The organism is Flammeovirga sp. OC4, from assembly GCF_000812565.1.
Classification (GTDB): domain Bacteria; phylum Bacteroidota; class Bacteroidia; order Cytophagales; family Flammeovirgaceae; genus Flammeovirga.
Genome location: NZ_JTAM01000007.1, coordinates 76,808 through 95,745, shown reverse-complemented (window position 1 = coordinate 95,745; position 18,938 = coordinate 76,808). Strand labels below are relative to the sequence as shown.

Sequence of the window (18,938 nt, the reverse complement as noted above, 5' to 3'; positions counted from 1 at the left end):
TTTTTAAAGAACTGACCTTCTTTTCATAATGTTATCACGCCTACTTATGGAAAGGGCTTAGGTTTACCAAAAAGTCATTGATATCAATTAAGAACTGACTCAAACCATCAATAAACGAAGCATCATAAGTGTATGCCAATGTGTAAACAATAAAGAGGACGTAGAGGAGAATTAATAAATAACCACTTTTTGCTCCCAATTTCTTTCTCTTTGCTCCATAATAAAAAATCATGGTAGCAAATAAAGTTAAGAAAAGAAGTAAAACTCTGAACTGCCCAATAAAGTGCATCTCATCGTTACCTCCCGTCATTACTATACTTTTATCGTACACTAACGTATAAATCGTTAGTGGCATACCTAAAGCAAAACAAATATCAAAAATATTACTTCCTAATGCATTGGAAATTGCATCATTGTAAGCTCCATTGTTTGCACTCTTTACAGAGATAATCGTATCAGGAACGGATGTTGCCGCTGCAGCAAAAATTAAAGCTACCACGTATGTATTCCAGTTTAAACCATCTCCTAGCATCTCACATCCCGTTACCAAAAGGTGACAAGATCCACCAACAATAGAAGTAGATAGTATAAGAAGAATCCATGCTCTAGTTGAATTCATATCGTTGTTACCTAATATAGCATGAGATAAATCCAATTTCAATAAAGCCTTCAATCTCCCTCCAGATCCTGCTTCATATTCATACTCCTCGTCATCATCACCTTCAGAATCCATTTTGATAAAGAACAGTGAAATAACATAAACAACATAAAGCGACATCAAAAATACACCATGATACCACTCTAAAGTTTTTTCAGAGACAAAAATAATTAAACAAAGGATAGCGAGCATTAGAGCAATTCCATCTCTCAATATTACTTTCGGGTTAACATTGATGTATTGAACTTTTCTGTTGATTACAATAACACTCATAATTACCGCCGCTGGAATAATCATAATGTTAAAAACTGCACTACCTGATGTGGTTCCTATACCGCTGGCAAAACCTGCAGCATCACCCGTTAACACTAAGAAGAAGAATGTTGTAAATAACTCTGGCATTGAACTACCGATCGCATCGATTGTCGCTCCCTTTACTCCTCCCTTCATATTACGGCCTAAGAATCCTGATGCGTCTTCAAAACCATCGCATGCTTTCCAAATAATAATACATGCAAAAAATATAATAACAAGACCTGAGATTATCTCCATTATTTGTTTAACCTATTAAAAAGTTTCTAGTTCAATTTTTTCTGCCAATACCTTAGTAATCCTGCCACACTCATAAAAGGTGGGTTAGCAGCATCATATTGTTTCAGCATTTCTTCCGTCAAATTTAGTGCCCTTAATGCGTTATCGACATGATTAATGAATAGATCCTCCATTTCCGGAAGGGATAACCCTTGATCAATATAACCTTTAATTATATCAGCAGTTTCATAAAGGTCTTTTTCTAATGCAATAAGATGACTTTCTATATCACTAACGGCACCGAAGTGAGTTAAGTATAAATTTGAAGGAGATATTTCCCGAATTAGATCAATTGAGGCCTGCCATTTCTCCAAATTAATATCTGGTGGTGGGCAAGGTGCCACAACTGGACCATTTTCGATTTTTACACCCGCCACATCGCCTGTAAACAAGTTATCTCCTATTTGCCATGCAATATGGTGATTGGCGTGCCCCGGCGTGTGCCAAGCTTTTATTTCCGTATCTCCTATCGTGATTATTTCTTCATGAGCAGTAGCATGTAATAAATTAGTAGGAATCGATTTCATATCTCCCCAAAGACGATCCATATCTTCTTTATAGATCTGTTTAGCAGAAGCCATGAGTTTAGTTGGATCAGCCATATGCCTCTCTCCAAAAGGGTGAAGATAAACTTTTGCTCCAAATTCTGCAAATTTCCACGCAGCTCCTGCATGATCTAAATGGATATGAGTAATAAATACATGTTGAACATCTTCCGGCTTATACCCATACTCTTTTAGTTTATCTTGAAGATTTTTGAATGTAGAATATGGGCCTGTCTCTATTAAAATAGGACCTTCTGAAGTTTCAATTAGGTAAGAAGCTATTGCTTCTTGGTTTTCTAAAAAATTTAGATCTAAGGTATGTATGTTAAACATTAAAAAATTAATTAGGGTTTATGTTTTTACTACTAAAAGTAGGTTCTATTTCAATGTAATTTAACAGAAATCACCTTAGGTATAATTTCCCCACTTCTTTTATTTGTCATTAACTGACCAAAATCAACTTCAAGAAATGATAAAATATTCAATCTAATAAGAAAAGAAAATCACTGAAATTTGAGCGTCACGAATAATTACTTTGGTATCTAAAGATCATTAATTTACTTTATTCCACCATATGCTCCAAAACACAAATTTTTATGTAAAATCTCTGTGGAAGAGAACCCTATCTTCTTCATTAATTCTAATTGATAAGTAATAGATCTTGGAGAATCCTCTTTTTCAATGTAATCAAGTACTTTTGCTCTATATTCTTCACCTCCGATACTTTCAAGGTATAGACCATATTTTTCCCAAATCATTTTATTGATGTTTGGATTTTCCTGGAGTACTAAATCTGAAATCATTAAACATCCCCCTTTTTTCAATAATTTAAAAAGTTTGGTGAATGTTTCTTCCCAGTCTTGATCGTCTCTTAGATGATGTAATACGGCACCTGCCAAGATGATATCAAATTTCCCTTCCTCTAAATCAATAGCTCTTATATCACCCTGTAATACGGTAACACTACCTTTTGTTTCACTACTAACTCTTTCTTTGGCTCTTTCCAACATTGGAAGGCTCAAGTCATTGAGCGTACAGTTTAAATCAGCAATTTTGGTCAACATTTTTAGCGTATAGTTACCGGCACCACAACCAATGTCCAACAACTCTTGTGCTTCCAAATTTACGTTTTTTGCCGCTTCAGTTATTAGTTCTAAGCTAACTGTCGCGTCTATCGTTGAAACTTGGCCTGTCTCTAAATTCGAGAAGCGTTCTACATCATTATCGAATCGCTCTTTAATTTCTTCAATTGTTGATTTTTCCATAAGCTTTTTCGTTAGTTTATTTTATTTTGAACACACATCCTCTCTCATCTATAAAAACTAAAGATTAAAAACGAATGAATACATCTCTTCTTTTTAAAGAGTAATCTCCAACAGAAATGCACTGTCATAAGTCGTTTAAAAAAGTGAAATTTCACTTAAAGAGAGGCCTTCAATTATGTTCTTCGTATTTAAAGTCATGTTAAATTAATAATAGATTCTATAAAATCAACAATATCACCCCTCAATCTTTTTTGTATATTGTATTTAATTGCGTCTTTAATGTAACTTTAGTGCTTCTAAGTTAAATAGCATGAATAACTCACAACAGTTTTTTTTCATATTCACTGTATTATTTTTTTCATTATTGGGTGAAACACTTTACGCTCAAAAAGTAGGTCATTACATTAAAGATATTGAGATTATTAGTGATACTACAATCACGAACCTCACATCTCATGGAATAGTATTGAACAGGAAAAGAAGAAATGAAAAAACATTACCATTTCATTTCAATAGTATTGATCAAGTCTTTGAGGTCAGAGTCTACCTAAAGAATGATGATAATATTGTTGATCTTAAATTAATTCCTACTTCAGAAATTAAAGTAGTCGATTACCCTTTACCTGTTGCTGACAACATATATAAATTCCGTATTCAATTCAATAAAGCAACCACGACACTTAGACCCGCTATCATTATAGCCTTATGGACCGCTGATGGTAAAGAATTAACTTATGAACAGCAATTGATGCCTTATACAAATACATCAGTAGAACTGATTGATAAAAAAGGTAATGAAGTTCGTGAATTATATATTGGAGAAGAAAGGGAATATGAAATATTGACCAATCACCCTATGAATATTAGGGTAGACAATATTTGGCATGAGCAAGAGTTTATGTCTTGGAGGGTTTCTAGAAGAGAAAATAGGATCTTCCTAGGTATTCTACCAAAGTCATTAAATACATTTTCTACAGAAATTGCTCTTGAGACATTCGCTCCTAATTTTCTTTTTGGGAACCCTCAATATGAGACCCTTCCTTTAAATTTAAGGTTTACGGTAAAAGCACCTCGTCTTACTTTCCTTTCTACCGACAAAAGTGAAGTTATATATGATGCAGAAGAACATGGACAAGAAGGTTTAGAGATTCAAATCCAACAAAACAGGAAGTTATTACTTAATAAAACCTATAGAATTGAAGCACAAGAAGAAAGAGGAGGAAAACTAGTTGCAGAACTTTTCACGAAAAATAACCTTAGTAATAACCGTACAATGTGTGCTTTGAGAGTCTATGATTACCACAACTTCCAAGATGGATATTTATACATAAAAGATGGTGATGATCCAGTATTTATTACCAACTTCAGTATTAATTCAAAAACTATTATTAAAAGTACTCAAGTGCTTCATGCAGGCAAAAACTGGACGGACAATTTAGATGTCTACCCAGGAGAAACGGTAGCGATTAAATTTGAAGGGGAACAGATGCAACATGCACGTTTTATGTTTGATGGACTTCGAAACTTAAGTATTGACTCCGTTAATATCACTAAGAATATGCAAACGATGCAGATTTCCATCCCTATTAATATTAATCGCAAAGAGCTTAAAATTTTTAATGGAGATGAGTTTACAGGCCTTTCTTTAAAAATCAAAGAAAAGCAATCCCCAAGAGATTTTGATTTTGTCACCATAGACTACGGGAATGCTCCTCGACTAGTTTCTGAGATAGAGAAACCTATTTTTTACTTTAAGGCCATGACAGATGTTATCCTTCGTTTTAACCCCGATTGGATTGACGATGGACTCCTCTATGGAAAACAGTACATTACGTTAGATGTAAGAGTCATCGGTCCAGCGGGTCAATTGGTAGAAATCGCAAAAGATGAGAATATTGTGATATGTCCAGGTAACTCCTCTCCCCGATATCATAACTATGAAAAAAATAATTGTACTGACCCTTTGATAACACTCAACAAGTACTTAGGTATTAAGACACATCGATTAGAGGATTGGTCAAAAATTGAAATTTACCTTAAACACCAAAAAGATAAATATTCTGAACAGATACACACAAAAAAAATTGAAATCTATGCCGCTAAAAAGTCTCAATTTGACGTAGAGCTTTCCTTCCCTGCCGGATTACTTGTTAAAAAAGCAAATGAAGATGATATTTCATCTGGCATTAGTGGTATTAGTATTTCAGCTATTGCCCAATTTAAGTTTTTCAAACCTGGAACAATCGGTAAAGTGAGACCTTACAGAGTTGGTGTTGGTTCAATTGCTCTAAATGCCTTCAACCTAAGTGACAATATTGATGTAGAAAGAGATTTAGGAATTGTAGCACTAGCGAGTGTACACCCTCTACAGCGGCCTGGTCGTAAACTCTCTTTACCATTGTACGTCGGTTTTGGATATTTCTTAAAAGCAGAAACTTTCTTTTGGATGATAGGCCCTGGTATAAGTGTCAGTTTTTAATAACTAAGTACCTATTCAAAATTATCTATAGCTTAAATGCATTTTAACGAAACCTGAGATCAATTCATTCTACATTTAGAAAATATTTAATTATGATCAGCTACTTATACCATTAAAAATTCTACAAAGAAAGAAGTACCATCTCCTTCGGTAGTCTCAAACCAAATACTTCCACCCATTTGCTCGATACCTCTCTTTGCAACGGCTAGACCAATACCTGAACCTGTCTCTTTCGTTGTGAAATTTGGCACAAAAACCTTATTCTGAACATCTTCAGGAATACCATTACCATTATCAATCACAGTTACAATAGCTTTTTCTCCATTTTCATAAAGATCAATGATTATCTTTGATTTCTTATCATCATCTATTGCCTGTATTCCATTTAATATCAAATTACTTAAAATTCTAGCAGTTAACTTTTCATCACCTTCAACAATAACATCGGCTCCAACTTGAGTGTTTGAGAAATGTATATTGGATTTACTTGAATGTAAAAGAATAGTTTGTTGAATGACTTTTGACAAATTGAATTCTTCTCTTTTCGGAACTGGCATCGTTGCAAATGAAGAGAATGAAGTCACTATACCACTTAATGTATCTACCTGATTAATAAGCATTTTTGTCGCTTTCATCAATTTCGGATTATCGTCAGTACGTGCTACTCTTTCCAACTGTTGTAAATACAGTTTCATTGGAGTCAGAGGGTTTTTTATTTCATGAGCAACTTGCTTTGCTACATCTCTCCAAGCACTTTCTCTTTGACTCTGCTCTAATTCCTTTTTGGACTCTTCTAACTTCGCTAACATTTTATTGTATTCTCCAACCAATTGTCCAAACTCATCATGAGCATTGTATTGAATAGGCTCATTCTTCTTACTCAAAGTTATTCTATTCAACTCTGGAATAATTAGTTTTATGGGACTTAAAAGTCCTTGGGCAGCATAATGAACGATTGGAAGTAATGTCAGGAATAATATTGTAAATATCATCATGATTGTAGTGATTACTTCCAAAGATCTATCATCCAAACGGTTTAAAGACTTGAAAAATGGTATACTGACGATTCCCATTACTTTACCAGTATTGAAGGCTTTCACACCAATATAAGATGTATTATACTCCAAAGTACCAATCTGTTCTTTAAGAACAACCCTAGTTTTCTTTTCTTCTACAATACCAACGTAAGCTTGAGGGTTAATTTCAGCAGATAGAATTTCTTCATCAAAAATTTCATTATCAGAAGCAGACTTTAAAATACCCTGTTTGTTATAAAAACGGATGTCTGCTTGCATAATATCAGATAACTCTTCGATAAACACATCTAGCTTTATCGTCTCATTTTCTGAGTAATTTTTAGATAACTCGTGATTTTTGAAAAGGTTACTTGCCACAATTTGAGCTTTCTCTAAGTATTGTCTTTCAACTTCCATTTTTGTAGTTGTAACCATCACTGAACCCATTACTATTGCTAACAAGAAGATTGGAAAGAAGATTGACAGGTTGAGGTAGATTTGTACTTTTGTGGAGAAACTTCTCGAATACTCCAAAGGGTTTCTGAGGTAATTTGTGAGGTTGAAAGTGAAGAAAACTATAAATACCAGAACAGTAAAATAGGAAGAAAAGGCCTTGAAATAATTAAGGTAATTAAACTCTTTAGAAGAAATTACAACTATTCTATTGTTCGTGTTAGGTAGTAATAAGTGTTCATAACCATTAAATTTCACATTGGACAATAGATAAATTGTTCCTTCTTTAAAAGACTCTTCTAAGAAGTTATTGGAGTAATTATAATCCCCCGCACTAAAAATTAGTTCTCCTTTAAAAAAGATTGCGTAAGAGTAATCTTCTTGGGAATTTCCAATGATAAAATCCTCATCTAACAATGTAGATCTAAAGTACTTCCCCCCGATTGACTTTTGATAAAGTTCTATTAAACAATAACCTAAAGTATCTGTAGACTCAAATTTATCAACAATTGGTATATTACAAAGGTAGCTATAGGTACCTTTTTGAAGGTCCATTTTGGTATTCAATCCCAATGTTATTTTTGAATCATTATTTTCCTGAAATGAATTAAGCAACTGTTCATGATCATACTCTCCAGATACATTCTCACCATTATCGAACAACATATTGACTTTTATATCAAATCGATTACCAAGCCACTCCACTAGTTCCAGCTTAATATTTTTTGAAACCTCTATTCCATATGGTTTATTGAGAAAAGCCATTGCATCTATTACACTATTATCTTCTTCAATTTGTGCTATAGTTTTTTCAAGCAGCGTTTTAACAAAGTCATCATTGTCCATCAGTTTTAATGCAAACTTCTGTTTAAAAGCTTCGTCTTTTTTTGTTTGAACACTTTCTATTACTATTGCACCCATTGTAGAGAACAAAACAATATGTGAAATGAGATACATGATTGCCGGAAACCTACCACTTGCATAATAGTTGGGAGATTTGATCATGAGAGAAACCCCAATAAAAATAGCAACAAGGTTTATTAAAATAAGGTCAAAAGGCTCAAAGAAGAATTGAAGGATAAATACCGTTAGAACTGAAATTAAGAGAGCTATTGATTTACCATAAAAATCTAACCACCAACAAATCAATCTCATAAAGAAATGAGCAGTCAGTCCCATCATCAAGAACCCCATCAGTGCAATTAGTTGAGATAAAAATATGAGTGTATTCATCTCAAAGAAAGTCAGCTCTATCTCATAGGTAAGAATAATTTCAAAAACATTGACAAATACATCTTTAAAACCATTAATTATGAAAAAGTAACCAATAATCATGAAAACACTAATCCCTATTTTCACCCTCGAATCTAAATCGATAATCGATCGAATAGAAAAAAGATATTTAAAGTTTTTAGAAATCCATCTGAAAATCAGTAAGCAAAATACAAAGTCTAGTAGAATAACTGCGATAGAATCCCAAGATCCCACAAAAGAGGTTCTAATAGGTTCTAATACTTTGTATTCATCTTTAATGAGAGGGTTACTTATTATATCAAGTACTATCTGATGTAAAAGGACCACTCCAATTAAAAAAACCGACAACATCACAAAAACAGAGTAGCCTTCTAAAATTTTCTCGGTGATATAAGTACTGAGTGACGATAGCAGAAAGAAAACGGCAAGTAAAACAGAGACTAGAAAAAATTGCCAAGGGAAAAATTCTACAATTGTTCTATTTGACACATCAATTGAGAAAAGGTATTTATCAAGCTTTGTCTTGATATTTCTGTAATTACTATTGACTTTAAATTTTGCTAGTTTGGGCTGCTTCTTACTTCCAAAAACAAACTTATTTACATAATCAGGAAGAATTATAGATTGATAATTTGACTTTATAAGTAGAGGTACTATAACAAAGATCTCGTAATCTTGGTTGTATAATAATATATTTGATTTTCTAACGTAGTAGTATGAGTCTTCCTTTTTTATAACATCTTCTACAAAATAGTTAAATAGCTTATCTTCAATATATTTTAATTTTAAATTATTGTCAGACCAATAAACTAACTCCCCTTTTTTGAAAATATAAGTTGGACCTGAATCTACAGATAATAAAGATTTAAATTGAATAGTTTCCCCTTTTTGACCTTTCAAAGATTGCTTGATCTCATAAATAGCATCATCAGCATTCTTACTCAAATCAATAATTCGATTTTGAACATAGGAGTCATACTTATCATCACTATAAAATTCTATATTTACTAGATAAATAATGATAGATAGGAACATAAAGACACCCCCTATGATGACTTTATTTTTTACACCGAAAACTTTTCTAAAAAATTGCTTAGCTGTCATAAAAAATCGATTGGAATACCCAATACTACAAAAAAAAACTTCAACAAGGCGAACTTATTGAAGTTTTTTGAAATGGTCAATATTTATTATTAAATAGAAAGAGCTTGCTTCTCTTTTTGAGTTTTTCTATACCATAAATAAACGATAGAGGAAATAATAATGTAAGGCATTACCATAAGGTATAAAATCCCATTATTCAATCCCGCACCAACTGCACTTGATCCGTCACTGATATTGTTTTCTACAGTTGCTCTACACATTGCACATTGTGCAAACAGGCTTACAGTAGAAAGTATAGAAATAGCGATTGATAAAAATATTTTCTTAAGCATAGTATGGGCTGATTAATAAATAAACAATTACACCTGTTACTGCTACGTATTCCCAGATTGGGAAAGTCCACTTTACAATTTTCCGGTGAGCTTCTAATTTCTTTGAAATTGCAAAATAAATTGCCAATAACACAAACGGAACTACGACAGCTGACAAAACGATATGTGATAATAATATCACTATGTATACAGTTCTTAAAGACCCTGCTTCTGCTTTTTCAGATTCTGATAGAATCCCATCCGCATTTAAATCTCCAAAAACGGTGTGTCCGCCTTGGAAATGATAGATTACATAAGATACTAAAAATATAGCTCCTAATGTAAACGCTATATACATCATTAGTTTATGCAATTCTAATTTTCTTTTTTTGGCAAAATAAGCTCCTAAAAGAAGTACTACCGCACAAGAGAAATTAATTACTGCATTGAGGTGAGGTAGAAAGGAAACATCAAGATCCCCCAACTTACCTGTTTGTGGTATAAAAAGTAGTAATGCTACAACGATTGGTATTAAAACTGAAACTACCCCGATTACAATCATCGGTAGTTTATCATTTTTGTTTGTAATTACCTGTTCCATTATTTTTCTGTTAATAGTATTGATATCTCAGTTAATAATCTTTTCACATCCTCCTGATCTGTTCCACTGTAAAATCCTCGGATTCTTCCTTCAGTATCTACTAATATTAATTTATCTGAATGTGATAGAGATGTACTTTGACCAAGTGCCTCCTCTTTGGCGGTAATGTAGAAACCACATTGACCTAAGTCCATGATCGTTTGTTTATCCCCTGTCAAAAGATTCCACTTTTTCGTATCTATCTTATTCTTTTGGGAATAGTCTTTCAAGACTGTTGGAGTGTCGTAGTTAGGATCAATAGAAAAGGATAAGATTTCTAATCTATCTTCATTTTTGAAACGTTCTTGTACTCTTAGCAAACCTGATGTCATCGCTTTACAGATGTCAGGGCAAGATGTAAAAAAGAAATCTGCTACATAAACCTTTCCTTCCAGATTTCTATTTGTGAATCGAACGCTATCTTGGTTCAAGAAATCAAAAGAGGGAATTCTATGTACTCCATTGATCTCGTTTGGTGTACAATTTACCGACTTTAAGTTGTACACCTGAAGTTCTTCTGGTGATTCTAGTTTATATTCGTTTGTTCCGAAGTTCTTCAAGAAGAAGAAGATAAATAATGGAGTTCCTATTAGTGCAAATAGAAAAATCCATTTTTTCGCATTAGGTTTATTCATTGATATAGTGCTATAAAAGTAAATATGGTTTGATTTCTACAAAGGTGAAGAAATCAAACCATATTATTGATTAATATTATCCAAAATTTGGGATTACCAATTCTGAATAGCAGTTACAACTGCTCCACCTTCATCAAAAAGGGCTACTAATAACCATACTAAAAACAGTAATGGGAATAAGATAACAAACTTTAAAAGTTTAGTTTCATGTCCTAGGTGCATGAATTCCCAAATAATATAACCTGCTTTCACTAAAGTTAAAGCAACAAAAATAATATTTAACGGTGTTCTGCTAGCGCCGTCAGGCCATGCAAAAGCAAAGATAAATTCAATAATAGTTACGATAGCTAAAATTGCAGTTACTTTTACTACAGTTTTCATTTTAGCTGCTTTGATTTGCTCAGGTGTCATTGAAGCATCAAAATGTGCCATATCTTTATTCTTTAATGGTTTTTAATCTAATTTTCTGTCTTATACAAGGTAGAAGAAAGTAAATACGAATACCCACACTAAATCGACAAAGTGCCAGTATAAACCTCCCTTCTCAATCATTTCATAAGTACCTCTTTCCTCATAAGTACCCATTACTACGTTGTAGAAGATCACGATATTAATAATAACACCAGAGGTTACGTGAATACCGTGGAAACCTGTAATAAAGAAGAAGAAACTAGCAAATAATTGAGGACCGTATTGGTTCTCTCTTAAATTGGCACCAAAAATTTGAACACCATCTCTGATTACACCTTCGTCAGTACCGTGAATAAAGTGAGACCATTCCCAAGCTTGACATGCAAGGAAAGTAATACCACCTACAATTGTCCAAAGCATCCACTTTTCAACTTCTGCTTTTGATTTTCTTTCTCCTGCTTCTACTGCTAATACCATGGTTACTGAAGAAAGAATAAGAATAAATGTCATTAAACCTACGAACATCAATGGAGCATCCACTCCGTGTAAACCAGGGAAAGCATTAAATACCTTTTCTGGAATAGGCCAGTAAAAATTATCTGAACTTGTAGCAAATTCAAAAGCTGAATAAGGGCCTTCGTACGCTGGGTGCATATACCTAACTACACCGTATGCAATTAATAAAGACGCGAATGTAAAAGCATCCGATACCAAGAAAAACCACATCATCAGTTTTCCATAAGTTGCTTTCATTGGTCTCTCTCCACCATCCCATTTAGTAACTACGGGATTCTTCAAAGTTGTAGATGATGACATAAAAAATTGTAAGTTATTTTTATAGTGTCTGTTTGAATTATATTTCCTAACACAAATAAATGGTCGTTTTTTAACAATAACAACTATTTGATGACATTTGTGCTATTTTTTTATGACGATTGTCATTCTTTAGCGATTCAAAAGTAGAAAAACAAACAGATAAACCCATAATCCACCTAAGAAGTGCCAATAATTGGCACACATCTCCATTCTTACGATTGATGATGAATTGATCTTGTTTCTATATGATTCTACTAATATAATCCCCAAATAAATAATACCACTTACAATGTGTAAACCGTGAAGTCCTGTCAAAACATATACAAAAGAACCTGATGGATTACCTACAAAATAGACATTGATGTCCACTAACTCTTCCCATCCAATAAATTGTAAGAACAAGAAAACAAGTCCGAGTACAGATGTCAAAGTAATAGCACTTTTCAATTGTGACATATTATCTTTTTTGGCTCCTAAATAAGCCCAATGCATCGTCAGACTGCTTACTAATATAACAACTGTACTAGCATACAAAATGTTTGGTAATTCAAATGTATACCAATTCCCTTCTGCTTGTCTTACGATGTATGCACTTGTAAGAGCTGCAAAAATCATCACTACACTAACGATGAACAACCACATCGCAAATTTCTTTGGATGCATGCTTAAAGGACGTTTAGGTGTATTTGCTACTGACATAGTTTCTTAAATCTTATCTATTAAATATACAATTTGAACAATGGGTAAGTAGATAAAGGATGAGAACATAATTTTCAATGCTGCTTTATCTGTTTTATCTTTTATAAGGCCGAATGTTTGGAATAGGAAACCTGCACCAGCCAATGCTGCAATAATCCCAGAAATATGTCCTGTTACGCCAAACTGCGTAGGCAAGAAGCCCATTGGCAACAAGAACATAGTATAAATCGAGATTTGTATTGCTGTATTTACATCTTTATCTCCATTAAAGGGAAGCATCTTAAACCCTGCTTTCTTGTAATCTTTATCTGCTACCCAAGCAATAGCCCAGAAATGAGGGAATTGCCACATAAATTGGATCGCAAATAATATTAACCCCTCTATACCTATAAAACCTGTCGCTGCTACCCAACCAATCATAGGAGGAAAACCACCAGGAAAAGCTCCTACTAAAACAGATAAAGGAGTAATCCTTTTTAGTGGTGTATACACGAAGGCATACAAGACTAAGGACAGCAAGGATAACATAGTGGAGTATGCGTTCAGAAAGGTAAACATGATTGCTCCTCCCAAAACTGCAAGAACTGCCGCATATATTGCTGCTTCTTTTCTTGAAATGATCCCCAATGGCAATGGTCTATTCATTGTTCTCTTCATCATCTTATCGTATTCCTTTTCAAGAATTTGATTGATGGTATTTGCAGAACCCGTAATTAGAAAACTACCAATGGTTAATGCTAATAATTCAATTGCAGAAGCATCTTTTGTCCCCAACAAATAACCAAAGACGCCTGAGAATACGACAACCATTGTAAGTCTAACTTTCAATAAGTCATAGAAATCTCTAAATCGACTCTTCCTCGGTGTTATCAACTGCTCTTTTTCTTTTACTTCTGCTACTAACATATTATGCTGTTGCGTTTTTTTGTTTGAATGTCTTATTGTCATAAGATATAGTGTTCTCTAGAACTTTAGAGTGATTCACTAACAATGCAATGTAAAATTGGCATCCAACAATTAGTGAACCTAAGAGTAAATGGACTGGCTGAAGGAAAGCAGGAATGGCAAAATGTCCCATAATTGCTCCAGATGCAATCACTACTCCAAAAAGACCTAACATTACTTTAGACCAGAATCTCGAAGGGTGATTGACTTCAGTACCAGAAAATATATGCTTTACAAAGATGATATTCAGAATCAATACTACGATAGAAAAAGACCTATGTACAAGGAATGTCCATCCTAATTGATCGATCCATAATTCTCTTTGTTGTTCATCAAAACTTTTTGCAACAATATCTACAGACTCTCTTACTTGTGTACCAAGAATAATCTGAAGGAATGACAACATCAAAATACCAATCATCCATTTATTAATCGTCTTGATATTATGAGGATCTTTATAGGTCAATTCTTTTTTATGAGATCTTGCAACGGCGTATATCAAAACACCAACAATAATTAGTGCTACCAACATGTGTAGTGTGATTAATACTGGATGCAGGTCAGATGACACCACCTTGGATCCCAACCATCCTTCAAAACCTACTAATACAAATGCTGTAAATGAACACCAAGTCACCACTGGGTCTTCCTTTCTGTAAGAGAAAGAAAAAACTAATGTTAGAAAAACGAAGAATCCAATCAATACTCCCACTAAGCGATTGACATATTCAATCCATGTTTTAATTGGTGAAAAGTCTGCAATTTCTCTTCCTTGAACTGCAAAAATCGTTTTATAATCTTCTGGAAGTTGACTGACATCCGTTGGTGGCACCCAAGTTCCAAAACATTTTGGCCAATCGGGACATCCCATTCCAGAACCCGTACTTCTCACTATCCCTCCCACTAGAATTAAGAAAAATACTGCATAGACAGTAATTACTCCAAATCTTCTGTAGAGTGCTCCGTTGTTTGTTAAATTCCTGCTGTTCATACTAAATATCAATTAACCTTTATTAAAAGGAACAAAGATCAACTCATAGGTTGTAACGCAAAAATATAAAAAACATCTGATTTATATGACATTTGTCATGTTTTATTTGTGATAATATTCATCTTAAAAGGGCATAAAAGCTCTTCCAAGGTCAAAAAATCCAAATGATTCTTTATAAGCACGGAACAAATGAGCTGTAAACCTGTCATATATCTCTGCCATGCTCGTCATCATTTTCGCTTTGATTTTATTGTTTTCCTCAAAAATATTATGAATTACTGCCTGAGGAATTACATAAACATCGGCGTGATCAGAGAAACAAACGGCATTGTAAGGTCGATTGGTTCCTTCCAAAATTGCGTTATCACCAAAAGTTTCTGTAGCCTTAAGGTGAACTAAATCTTCAAATTTATCTTCAATATCGATATTCAAAGTCACGATACCTCTTGAGATAAGATAAAGTGCCTGACTTGGGTCATCTCTAAAGAATATCACTTCCCCTTTTGTATAATGTCTTAGGTGTAAATGAGGAGTAAACTTCGAGAGTTCATCGTCTGTTAGTTTGGAAAACAAGATGCCTCTTCTCATAAAGTCGAAAAGTGTTCTTTCTTCGTTATTATATGTCTTTTTGAAGATATTAAACATGAACGTATATCTAGTATTAATGCTTTTCTATAGAAATCATCATCAATTTGCAAGGAAAATTCCTTATTCTCAAACTTTCTGAATTTCTAATGCCCAAAACGCTCAATATTTCCCCATCCTTGGATTCCAAAACTAATATTTCACTTCTCAAGTATTGTGGTATTTTCTCATCCTGTAATAAATCAAAAACTTTCTTACTTCCTTTTTTCATTCCAAAAGGCTTAATTCGATCTCCTTTATTTACATTTCTGATTGTTAGAGGAAATAGGCTTTCTGGAATATAAATATGATCAAAACTCATTTCATCCACTGAATGAATCTGCTTTTCAACTACAATGACTTTATTATGCTTGTGAAAGAACTCTTTTTCTTCACTTGTAATATTAGTAGCCAAGCTAAAATCAGATGTACGATCAGAAATCTCCTTTAAAATTGCATCATTTTGAGTCGTATAGAGTGCCATGACTTTATTCGCTGAATAATAAACTAGAGAAGATTTATCTTTGTTTTGATATAAATCCTGAACTGTTTTATAATCAAACTGATAAGGTTTTAAGAAATAAAACAACAAGATCTCATCGATACTTTGAATCTCTCTAAGTGCGATACTCATCTCCTCCTCTGACTCCTTGACATACTTATTTTTAAAGATTTCAAGCTGATAAAACAGGTTTTGTTCTACTTTATAAAATAACTCTGATGATAATTGAATTGTTTTCTCAACCGAAGGATTTATTTCTTTTAATATTGGAATTACTAAATGCCTCAGTTTATTTCTTGCATACTTGGTAGATTGATTCGATTTATCTTCTCTCCACTCCAATTGACTATCTTGAGCAATTTGTATTATTTCATCTTTTGACAGAAATAAAAGTGGACGAATAATATTTCCTCTTTTTGGTAGTATTCCATGAAGACCTTCAATACCCGTTCCTTTAGTCAAATTAAAAAGTATTGTCTCTAAATGATCTGACTTATGATGTGCTGTTGCAATGAAATCATAATTATTTCCTTTGAGTATCTCTTGAAACCAATCATACCTCAATCTTCGAGCTACCATTTGAACTGATTGCTGATCTTCTTCAACTTTTTTTGTTGTATCTACTTTCTTGACAAAAATTGGCACTCCAATTTTTTCTGCAAAATCTCTTGCAAATAGTTCATCATGCAGCGAATCCTCTCCTCTAAGCTGAAAATTCATATGCGCCAAGGCAAAATCAATCTTATTCAGTTTAAAAAACAAAGCTAATACTACAGAGTCTACCCCTCCACTAAATGCTAACAAGAGTTTATTTTTATGAGTTTGTACGCCTATTCGATTAAGAAAAGTTAAAAATTGGTCATTAACTGTTTTATGAATGTCTATCATATACAAGTAGGTACTTGGTCAAAAATAATTAACAAGAAATTCTAAGTATTTCGATTGTCTACCCTCCTAATAGGTGTTTTATTCCACACTTAATAGAAGAAGTAATCATAAAACAATATTAAGAATTAATGCGAATTATTTTCATTCGAGTCCTTAATTATTATGCTAACTTAAATTTTACCACTTGGAGTCAAATTAATTACAAATATTTTTCCATTAAAAGCACACGAAATATTGTTTTTAGACGCAACTAGGATAAATTTGCATTCTTGTAATGTATACTGAATAGTCTACAAAGCATTGATCACCGCTTTTAATTGAGTAATCCTTCTCTCACTAAATTGTGATCACATTTTTAAGCAGCAAAAATACAATGAAGAAACAGATTTTATTTAGCATTTTTATTTTGATTTCCTTACTTCAAAGTTTTCAATCTTATGGACAGCAAGAAGATAAAGTTAGGATAAAAGCTGCTAGATCTAAAGGTATCCCTGGATATAGAGTTTTTTACAGTGCACCTGGAAAAAGGGTAATTCTAACTCAACAATCAACAACTATTTATTGCGATGAAGCGCGTCAAAATAGTAAGACAGAAGATGTAGTTGCTACGGGTAATGTAATTGTTGTTGACAAAAAAACTAAAATATACGGCGACAAACTTGACTATAGAAAAACAAAAGGTGAAGTAATAATTACTGGCCGAATTGTAAAACTAATAGACGAAGACGTTACATTAACCACTGATAAGCTGTATTACTATACTGCCACTAAAGAAGCTAAATACCTTACAGGTGGTAAAGTAATTCAAGAGTCAATGGTGCTTACATCCATTGAAGGTTATCTTCAAAAGAAAGAATTAATCTTTATCAAAGATGTGGTCATGGATGACTCTGTACAGGTTCAACACCTCGAAACAGAAAAATTAATCTATGACAGAGAAACTAAGATCTCTACATTTAATACACGTACAACCATCACCAGTAAAGATGGAGACGTAGTTGCTAATGCTGGTACTTACAACAATGGCAATGGTATGGTACACTTTGAAGGTTCTGCTGTTGTTGAAAATGAAAAGTACATCTTAATCGGTGATAAAATTGATACGAATAAAGATACAGGAGACAGTAAAGCTTTTGGTAATGTAGTATTCTTCAGTAAGCAAGACACTGCTATGATCTATGCAGATGTCGTTATCCACAAAGACAGTTCAACATTTGCATATGGCGACGCTCTTATGTCGAAACCTATCAAAGGAAACTGGATGGATATGTATTATCTAGCTGCTGATACGCTTCACTCTATCAATGATACTACTACGCAAGAAAACACTTTATATGCCTACCATAATGTAGCGATGTGGTCTCACGACATGAAATCAAGATGTGACTCATTGGTTTACTTCTATAATGACTCAATGATTTACTTCTATGATGATCCTAGAATTTGGGCGCAAAAGTCACAAATGACAGCCACCACAATTAGAACTGATATTACATCTAAAGGTGTTGAACGATTGTATTTGAATAGAAATGGCTTTATTATTTCTGAAGATACAATTGAAAACTTCAACCAAGTAAAAGGTAAAAAAATCATTGCACATTTTGAGAAAAACGAACTTTATAAAGTAGATGTAAAAGGTAATGGTATGACTAGGTTCTTCCAATTAACAGAAGATAAAAAGCATATTTACGCTTTGAACAAATCATCCTGTCCTTCAATGTCTATTTACTTTGTACAAGATAACGAAGTAGAAAACATCATCTATAACGCCAAACATAATTCAAATGTATTACCTCCAAGTAAGATCCAAAAGCCGGACATGTACTTACCAGGTTTTAAAAATAGATTTGATGAAATGCCTCCAAGAGAGGAACTGTTAGAAAGAATTAGACTGAGAACTGATTTACCAGACCCTATGCCTAGGGATCCAGTAAAACAAGCAGATCAGATTAAAATTCTTTGGGATGGGTCTCAGGTATTGAATAAATTCTACAATGGCGAGAAACTTTTTGATCCTACCCGATTGATAAAGAAAAAGCAATAGGCTAAATCAAATGACATAAAAAAAGCGAGATGGTTTCAATTAATGAAATCATCTCGCTTTTTTATGT

At 33.3% G+C, this 18,938-nt stretch carries 16 protein-coding genes; 2 read left to right on the top strand and 14 right to left on the bottom strand.

All coding sequences use genetic code 11. From position 1 onward, the window contains the following. Positions 1–40 precede the first annotated feature (40 nt). The 3 genes from PL77_RS07800 to PL77_RS07790 form a co-directional block, all read right to left on the bottom strand. On the bottom strand, positions 41–1,210 hold the full coding sequence (locus PL77_RS07800; protein WP_044203513.1) for a sodium:calcium antiporter: 1,170 nt from the start codon (positions 1,208–1,210) through the stop codon (positions 41–43). Positions 1,211–1,236: 26 nt separating this feature from the next. Further along, positions 1,237–2,127 (bottom strand): MBL fold metallo-hydrolase, encoded by an 891-nt coding sequence (locus PL77_RS07795; protein WP_044203512.1) that lies wholly within the window; start codon positions 2,125–2,127, stop codon positions 1,237–1,239. A 224-nt stretch (positions 2,128–2,351) separates the two neighbouring features. After that, positions 2,352–3,059, bottom strand: coding sequence for a trans-aconitate 2-methyltransferase (locus PL77_RS07790; RefSeq protein WP_044203511.1), 708 nt, complete (start codon positions 3,057–3,059; stop codon positions 2,352–2,354). Positions 3,060–3,369: 310 nt separating this feature from the next. Between PL77_RS07790 and PL77_RS07785 the strand changes: the two genes are divergently transcribed. After that, positions 3,370–5,538: a hypothetical protein gene (locus PL77_RS07785; RefSeq protein WP_044203510.1), complete on the top strand. Its 2,169-nt coding sequence runs from the start codon at positions 3,370–3,372 to the stop codon at positions 5,536–5,538. A gap of 104 nt (positions 5,539–5,642) precedes the next feature. Here the strand turns inward: PL77_RS07785 and PL77_RS07780 are convergent, their stop codons facing one another. From PL77_RS07780 to tilS, 11 genes are all read right to left on the bottom strand, one after another. Further along, positions 5,643–9,365, bottom strand: coding sequence for an ATP-binding protein (locus PL77_RS07780; protein ID WP_044203507.1), 3,723 nt, complete (start codon positions 9,363–9,365; stop codon positions 5,643–5,645). Positions 9,366–9,454: 89 nt separating this feature from the next. Then, entirely contained in the window at positions 9,455–9,697 is a 243-nt protein-coding gene (locus PL77_RS07775; protein WP_044203506.1) for a hypothetical protein, read from the bottom strand. Further along, the gene (locus tag PL77_RS07770) at positions 9,690–10,277 is read right to left on the bottom strand and encodes a DUF420 domain-containing protein (protein ID WP_044203505.1); all 588 of its coding nucleotides are present in this window, start codon (positions 10,275–10,277) and stop codon (positions 9,690–9,692) included. Before PL77_RS07770 ends, PL77_RS07775 begins: the two co-directional genes overlap by 8 nt. Continuing rightward, positions 10,277–10,951 carry an SCO family protein gene (locus tag PL77_RS07765; protein WP_044203503.1) on the bottom strand — a complete coding sequence of 225 codons (675 nt, stop codon included), beginning with the start codon at positions 10,949–10,951 and terminating at the stop codon, positions 10,277–10,279. The genes PL77_RS07770 and PL77_RS07765 overlap by 1 nt, the downstream gene beginning before the upstream one ends. A gap of 93 nt (positions 10,952–11,044) precedes the next feature. Further along, positions 11,045–11,383: a cytochrome C oxidase subunit IV family protein gene (locus PL77_RS07760; RefSeq protein ID WP_044203502.1), complete on the bottom strand. Its 339-nt coding sequence runs from the start codon at positions 11,381–11,383 to the stop codon at positions 11,045–11,047. Between the two features lie 39 nt (positions 11,384–11,422). Further along, entirely contained in the window at positions 11,423–12,178 is a 756-nt protein-coding gene (locus tag PL77_RS07755) for a cytochrome c oxidase subunit 3 (RefSeq protein WP_044203500.1), read from the bottom strand. 129 nt (positions 12,179–12,307) lie between these two features. Then, positions 12,308–12,877 carry a cytochrome c oxidase subunit 3 gene (locus PL77_RS07750; protein WP_044203498.1) on the bottom strand — a complete coding sequence of 190 codons (570 nt, stop codon included), beginning with the start codon at positions 12,875–12,877 and terminating at the stop codon, positions 12,308–12,310. A 6-nt stretch (positions 12,878–12,883) separates the two neighbouring features. Next, positions 12,884–13,825: a heme o synthase gene (gene cyoE / locus PL77_RS07745; RefSeq protein WP_371199181.1), complete on the bottom strand. Its 942-nt coding sequence runs from the start codon at positions 13,823–13,825 to the stop codon at positions 12,884–12,886. After that, positions 13,785–14,813 carry a heme A synthase gene (locus PL77_RS07740; RefSeq protein WP_044203495.1) on the bottom strand — a complete coding sequence of 343 codons (1,029 nt, stop codon included), beginning with the start codon at positions 14,811–14,813 and terminating at the stop codon, positions 13,785–13,787. The genes cyoE and PL77_RS07740 overlap by 41 nt, the downstream gene beginning before the upstream one ends. A gap of 123 nt (positions 14,814–14,936) precedes the next feature. Then, entirely contained in the window at positions 14,937–15,458 is a 522-nt protein-coding gene (locus PL77_RS07735) for a Crp/Fnr family transcriptional regulator (protein ID WP_044203494.1), read from the bottom strand. A gap of 16 nt (positions 15,459–15,474) precedes the next feature. Next, a complete protein-coding gene (tilS, locus tag PL77_RS07730) occupies positions 15,475–16,743 on the bottom strand; it encodes a tRNA lysidine(34) synthetase TilS (RefSeq protein ID WP_172665820.1) in 1,269 nt (422 codons plus the stop codon). A gap of 457 nt (positions 16,744–17,200) precedes the next feature. Between tilS and PL77_RS07725 the strand changes: the two genes are divergently transcribed. Beyond that, positions 17,201–18,871, top strand: a complete 1,671-nt coding sequence (locus PL77_RS07725; protein WP_044203490.1) for an OstA-like protein — start codon at positions 17,201–17,203, stop codon at positions 18,869–18,871. The last annotated feature ends 67 nt before the right edge of the window (positions 18,872–18,938 follow it).

Bases quoted from the DNA above. Each gene is read 5' to 3' on its own strand.
- PL77_RS07800 (WP_044203513.1), bottom strand. From the start codon at position 1,210: ATGGAGATAATCTCAGGTCTTGTTATTATATTTTTTGCATGTATTATT.
- PL77_RS07795 (WP_044203512.1), bottom strand. From the start codon at position 2,127: ATGTTTAACATACATACCTTAGATCTAAATTTTTTAGAAAACCAAGAA.
- PL77_RS07790 (WP_044203511.1), bottom strand. From the start codon at position 3,059: ATGGAAAAATCAACAATTGAAGAAATTAAAGAGCGATTCGATAATGAT.
- PL77_RS07785 (WP_044203510.1), top strand. From the start codon at position 3,370: ATGAATAACTCACAACAGTTTTTTTTCATATTCACTGTATTATTTTTT.
- PL77_RS07780 (WP_044203507.1), bottom strand. From the start codon at position 9,365: ATGACAGCTAAGCAATTTTTTAGAAAAGTTTTCGGTGTAAAAAATAAA.
- PL77_RS07775 (WP_044203506.1), bottom strand. From the start codon at position 9,697: ATGCTTAAGAAAATATTTTTATCAATCGCTATTTCTATACTTTCTACT.
- PL77_RS07770 (WP_044203505.1), bottom strand. From the start codon at position 10,277: ATGGAACAGGTAATTACAAACAAAAATGATAAACTACCGATGATTGTA.
- PL77_RS07765 (WP_044203503.1), bottom strand. From the start codon at position 10,951: ATGAATAAACCTAATGCGAAAAAATGGATTTTTCTATTTGCACTAATA.
- PL77_RS07760 (WP_044203502.1), bottom strand. From the start codon at position 11,383: ATGGCACATTTTGATGCTTCAATGACACCTGAGCAAATCAAAGCAGCT.
- PL77_RS07755 (WP_044203500.1), bottom strand. From the start codon at position 12,178: ATGTCATCATCTACAACTTTGAAGAATCCCGTAGTTACTAAATGGGAT.
- PL77_RS07750 (WP_044203498.1), bottom strand. From the start codon at position 12,877: ATGTCAGTAGCAAATACACCTAAACGTCCTTTAAGCATGCATCCAAAG.
- cyoE (WP_371199181.1), bottom strand. From the start codon at position 13,825: ATGACAATAAGACATTCAAACAAAAAAACGCAACAGCATAATATGTTA.
- PL77_RS07740 (WP_044203495.1), bottom strand. From the start codon at position 14,813: ATGAACAGCAGGAATTTAACAAACAACGGAGCACTCTACAGAAGATTT.
- PL77_RS07735 (WP_044203494.1), bottom strand. From the start codon at position 15,458: ATGTTTAATATCTTCAAAAAGACATATAATAACGAAGAAAGAACACTT.
- PL77_RS07725 (WP_044203490.1), top strand. From the start codon at position 17,201: ATGAAGAAACAGATTTTATTTAGCATTTTTATTTTGATTTCCTTACTT.